Source organism: Bradyrhizobium sp. AC87j1 (assembly GCF_002936975.1).
GTDB classification, from domain to species: domain Bacteria; phylum Pseudomonadota; class Alphaproteobacteria; order Rhizobiales; family Xanthobacteraceae; genus Bradyrhizobium; species Bradyrhizobium shewense.
Window position 1 is genome coordinate 1 of the sequence record NZ_PTFE01000229.1, and the last position, 1,652, is coordinate 1,652.

Sequence of the window (1,652 nt, forward strand, 5' to 3'; positions counted from 1 at the left end):
GTCATCGACGCCTATGCTCGCAGGATCGTGGGCTGGCGGGCCTCGCGCACGGCGCATGCAGGCTTCGTGCTCGATGCGCTGGAGCAGGCACTACATGATCGACGGCCGGTCCATCGTGGCGGGCTCGCCATTGCCATCGCCAGGCCGGCCGTCTGTGGCCGGACGCGATGAACAGAATAGATTTTGGAAGGCGATTGCCACAGGGCAGAGCAGCGAAGATGCTGCGCTTGAGGCCGGATTATCGCAACCTGTCGGAAGCAGATTGTTCCGAAAGGCAGGCGGCATGCCACCAGCGATGTTCAGATCTTCGGCCAAGCCTCTCTCTGGGCGCTACCTTTCACTGGCTGAACGCGAGGAGATCGCTCTTCTAAAGGTGCAGGGCCATTCCATACAGGAGATTGGGCGCCGCTTGGGGACGGGCTGCTTCGACGGTCTCCCGTGAACTGCGGCGGAACGCCGCCACCCGCGGCGGCGGGTTGGAATATCGGGCAACAACTGCCCAATGGCATGCAGACCGATCTGCCCGCCGGCCCAAGTCGACCAAGCTTGCGCTCAACGCAGCCTTGCGCACTTATGTGGCGGAGAGACTTGCCGGCGGCGTCGTAGCCCCGAGCGGAGCTTGTATTGCTGGCCCCTCCGTTCGGTGGAACGGCCGCCGGCATGGCCGGCGAAAGGATCGACGATGGGCCAAAGCATGGAGCCCTGAGCAGATTGCCCGACGCTTGCCGATCGACTTCCCGGACGACAAGACGATGCGCATCAGCCACGAAGCCATCTATCAGGCTCTCTTCGTACAGGGCCGCGGTGTACTGCGCAGCGAGCTGACGGCCTGCTTGCGAACCGGGCGCGTGTTGCGCGTGCCCAGGGCGCGCGTACGCAGGCGAGGCATGAACTTCGTCTCGCCAGCGATCATGATCAGTGAGCGCCCCGCTGAAGCGGCCGATCGAGCAGTGCCGGGACATTGGGAGGGAGACATCATTCTCGGTCTTGGCAGCTCGGCGATCGGCACGTTGGTCGAGCGCACGACGCGCTTCACAATGCTACTGCACCTTCCCCGGCTGGCGGGGCATGGCGAAGTTCCACGTAAGAAGAACGGACCTGCACTCGCGGGACACGGAGCGGAAGCCGTGCGTGACGCGATCTCGCGCACCATCATCAGTTTGCCCGAAGAGCTACGTCGCACGCTGACTTGGGATCAAGGAGCGGAAATGGCTCAGCACGACCGCCTCAAGATCGATGCGGGTATCCAAGTCTACTTCTGCGATCCTCAAAGCCCTTGGCAACGCGGCACTAACGAGAACACCAACGGCTTGCTGCGGCAGTACTTCCCGAAAGGCACAGACCTGAGCATCCACAGCGCCGACGAGATATCCGCTGTAGCAGCGGCCCTGAATGCCCGACCGAGAAAGACACTGGGCTGGAAAACGCCGGCAGAAGCGCTTGACGAATTATTATCATGAGCGAAACATTGGGTGTTGCGACGACCGTTTGAATCCGCCTTGGCTGCCCCTGTCGCTGTGGTGCACGAGCCCGCCACGATGGACCGGCCGTCGATCATGTAGTGCCTGCTCCAGCGCATCGAGCACGAAGCCTGCATGCGCCGTGCGCGAGGCCCGCCAGCCCACGATCCTGCGAGCATAGGCGTCGATGAC

3 pseudogenes are annotated in these 1,652 nt (G+C 63.0%); 2 read left to right on the forward strand and 1 reads right to left on the reverse strand.

Annotated features, from left to right (window positions below):
- Window positions 1-126, forward strand: a pseudogene (locus tag CV770_RS44425) (IS3 family transposase); the annotation flags it as partial.
- A pseudogene (locus tag CV770_RS40975) lies at window positions 95-1,492 on the forward strand (IS30 family transposase). The pseudogenes CV770_RS44425 and CV770_RS40975, both read left to right, overlap by 32 nt.
- Window positions 1,493-1,499: 7 nt before the next feature.
- Here the strand turns inward: CV770_RS40975 and CV770_RS40980 are convergent.
- Window positions 1,500-1,652 (reverse strand): annotated as a pseudogene (locus tag CV770_RS40980) (DDE-type integrase/transposase/recombinase); the annotation flags it as partial.